Raw genomic sequence first — 3,153 nt, 5'->3', positions numbered from 1 at the left:
TTTGTTTGAACCCACCGCATTTAACGGATGCGGTGGGGATTTACTTAAAATGGTGCGTCTTCCAATTCCGGCTCCCAATGGGAAACCATCTGCCAACCTTGTAACCAAGAACAGCTACTAATTAGAAGTGCGATCGCGTCAGTAGTTGGTTCCATCACTACTACATCAATTGTTCTGTAGGCTGCTGGAACGTCAAACCCCTCTCTATCTACGTAAGACTCAATACTTGCAAGCTCTACAAAATACCTGTAAGTTACAGATTTTGTTTCTACTGCTTCTGGTGCTGTCAATAACTGTGGCATAATGCAATTAACTCCATCTAATGGGTGGGCGATCGCTTTGGTTTGTCAGGCTGTGGGCGATCGCTCTTTTAATCTATCTTTCATTAGTATAGTCTGGTTAACCAGACATTGTAAGAAGGTTAAACAAAGTTAATAATTGTTTTGACTTATTTTTCGTTCACTTCCGTTTGCAACTAATGCAAAAGTTGCTAGTTTAGTTTTAGTGCTGGTAAACTAGGACTGGAGGGAAAACTATGGCAAAATTTAAACCAGACGGTGCTAAGGCGTTGTCAAGAAAAGTAGTAGGGGTAAAACTGCCCTTGGAGTTGGAAAGCAAACTACGGTCAGCGCATGGCAGCGAATTGAGTAATTGGATAAGAGAAGCGATCGCAGAAAAGCTAGAGCGCGAACAGCAATCTGCATAAAAATGTCCACCAATTTGCGTTTTGGTGGACATTTGCCAAAACTAATTAAGTGCGGGTATCTTAGAACAAGTCACAAGTCGCAAGTCAGAAGTCGCAAGTAATTGTGACTTGCGACTTGTGACTTCTGACTTGTGACTTCTGACTTGTGACTTCTGACTTGTGACTTCTGACTTGTGACTTCTGACTTGTTGTTGATATGCCGCTCAAGCTTTCTATTGGCTCCCTATCCGTCACCTTCGACAAATTTACCAATACCGACTATCCCCGAATAAAAGTCAACCCAGCAACGGTAGAATATAGTGCAGCCGGAACAGTGGCGCTGGGCGGTCCTTACCATGAACAAAAACACCTCTGGTCGTTTAACTGTCATTGCGATCGCACCCAGAGAAATCTAATAGAAGCGATCGCCGCCGAATTTGACTATCGCCGCCGCAACTTGTTGGACGCAGATATATTGCTTGAGGACACTACTTCTTTATTGGTAGAAAGAGCGCCTATATCGCGGGCAATGGTGCAAAATACCGCAACTGATAGCATTGCGGAGGGCTACCTGTGCTATTACGCCAAGTTTAAAACGGCAATTACGGACGGACCAAAGTTCGCAGAGCAGGGGCGACTTGATATACTCAGTTTGACACTTGCCGAGACAATTAAGGTAGTTGCTTAATGGCAATCAATATCAGCACGAGGAATTACCGATTTCTTGTAGCAGGCAAAGACTACACCCCTGCCCTAATTGAATCCACCAACTGGGCAACTAACTCTATCGACCAAACAGGCTTAGTCAAAATAACTGCTAGCTTTACCTTGGCAGAAGTCCGTAACCTCCCAGGCTCAATTGACGACCGTATTAACTCCGACTGGAACATTGGTAAGAGTGTAAGAATTCAAGTAGCAGATAGTACAGGTGTATTACGTCCTCATCCTTGTGGAGCATTGCGGATACTAAGCTCGTCGTATGATTTTGAATCCCGTAGAACCCAGGTAAATTGCGGCTGTTTAATATCCCTGCTATCCTTCAAAGCACCTACCGACCCCAAGAAATTAGACCTAGAACAAGCGAAGCTAACTAGCCGCACTGCGATCGCTCTATCCCTATTGCGGTTAGCTGGAATAACGAATATTAGTGGGCTAAACGATTTACCTTACCCTTTGTACTACCCCTTCGATATCTCCGGCAGCTATCTAGAATGCTGCGGCAAGATTCTGTACGCTTGCTTGCGTTTTGGTCGGATAGACGCAAACGAAGTATTTAGAGTAGAGCCAATCACCCTAAATAATCCAGTATCACTCCAGTGGCAAATCGGAAATGACTCAGGCTCGGAGCTTTGGTACAGAAGGCTAAGTAATGCTGAATCGCCCAGGGAAGTAATTGAGGTGCGGGGTAGTCGCCAAGTAGGAGAAACCCCCAAATATCCAATTATCAGCTTTAGCGAACGCTACGGCGACCCTAGATTGATTGACCCCAATCTACTAGGCAGCAATATTGCTATCTTTGAGCAATCATCTACCCGCGAGATTTATTCAAGCTTTACGGGCAAACTAGAAAGAACGACTAGAAAACTAGAACCAGTCGGGTTAATTATCCCTAATAATAGGTCGGTTTTCCAAACATCTTTAATCGAATCATACTACGAAGTAACAACTTATCAGTACGAAACAAATGAAGAGGGCAAACTAAAACGAGTATCTTCCACCATCTACAAAACAAAGGGAGAAGTATTAAAAGAATATTTCGAGTATTTAATATCAATTGATGACCCAAATGCTTACAGCAGTTCGTCCTTAATAATTGCGGAAACCTATACTGTTGATTACCTATATGACAGCAAGGATAGAGTAAGTAAAATTTATACGACTCGGTATAAGACTAGAGGTGAACTTTTATCGGGATTAGATACTGATTGGAGTTTTACGCTTGGGGTTACGCCAAGTGGGCTAACAATTGCTGAAAATAATGTTGAATCTTGGGTAAAGCAATCCAATAATTACTGGATTCACAGAATAGATAATTACAAAACGGCAGGGGTAGTAAATCCAGGCTATTTTAGCTCTCAAGAAAAACCCGAGGGAATGAGCGATGAAACATTTGAGGATAACCAGCGATCGCAGCAGGTAAGCCTTATTCCTGACAACAATGCCTCCCTCTTTGAGCGCTCCAATAGCGGGCAAACCGTACCCCCCGCCGCCGAGCGCAAGCCGCAGGAAGTAGTAACAAATTCTGAATCAGTATGCGGCAAGGCAATATTTTCTCTATATGGCGGCAATCCTTTTAAGGAGAAAGAGCGATCGTATTCGGTGGAGTTCCTGGGCGATCGCAAACGTGGCATCAATGAAGATACTGGCGAGGGAATAATAGAGGACGAAGAACCGTGTGATAACGAGCAGGCGAAGGCGATCGCATCCCTTGAAGGAGCGTTGCTTGCTGGCAGGTTTAAAGGGCAAGA

The 3,153-nt window shown here is 44.0% G+C and carries 4 protein-coding genes; 3 read left to right on the top strand and 1 reads right to left on the bottom strand.

Annotated elements, in window-relative coordinates; translation table 11 throughout:
- Positions 1 to 44 precede the first annotated feature (44 nt).
- On the bottom strand, positions 45 to 302 hold the full coding sequence (locus ACRC32_RS10150) for a hypothetical protein (RefSeq protein ID WP_438553846.1): 258 nt from the start codon (positions 300 to 302) through the stop codon (positions 45 to 47).
- 233 nt (positions 303 to 535) lie between these two features.
- Between ACRC32_RS10150 and ACRC32_RS10145 the strand changes: the two genes are divergently transcribed.
- The 3 genes from ACRC32_RS10145 to ACRC32_RS10135 all read left to right on the top strand — a co-directional run.
- Positions 536 to 706 (top strand): hypothetical protein, encoded by a 171-nt coding sequence (locus tag ACRC32_RS10145; RefSeq protein WP_438553845.1) that lies wholly within the window; start codon positions 536 to 538, stop codon positions 704 to 706.
- 196 nt (positions 707 to 902) lie between these two features.
- A complete protein-coding gene (locus tag ACRC32_RS10140) occupies positions 903 to 1,373 on the top strand; it encodes a hypothetical protein (protein ID WP_438553844.1) in 471 nt (156 codons plus the stop codon).
- Positions 1,373 to 3,153, top strand: a 1,781-nt coding sequence (locus tag ACRC32_RS10135; RefSeq protein WP_438553843.1) for a hypothetical protein, incomplete at its 3' end; no start/stop codon positions are given. The genes ACRC32_RS10140 and ACRC32_RS10135, both read left to right, overlap by 1 nt.

This window comes from Chroococcidiopsis sp. (genome assembly GCF_051657925.1).
Classification (GTDB): domain Bacteria; phylum Cyanobacteriota; class Cyanobacteriia; order Cyanobacteriales; family Chroococcidiopsidaceae; genus Chroococcidiopsis.
This window is presented reverse-complemented; position numbering and strand designations above follow the sequence as displayed.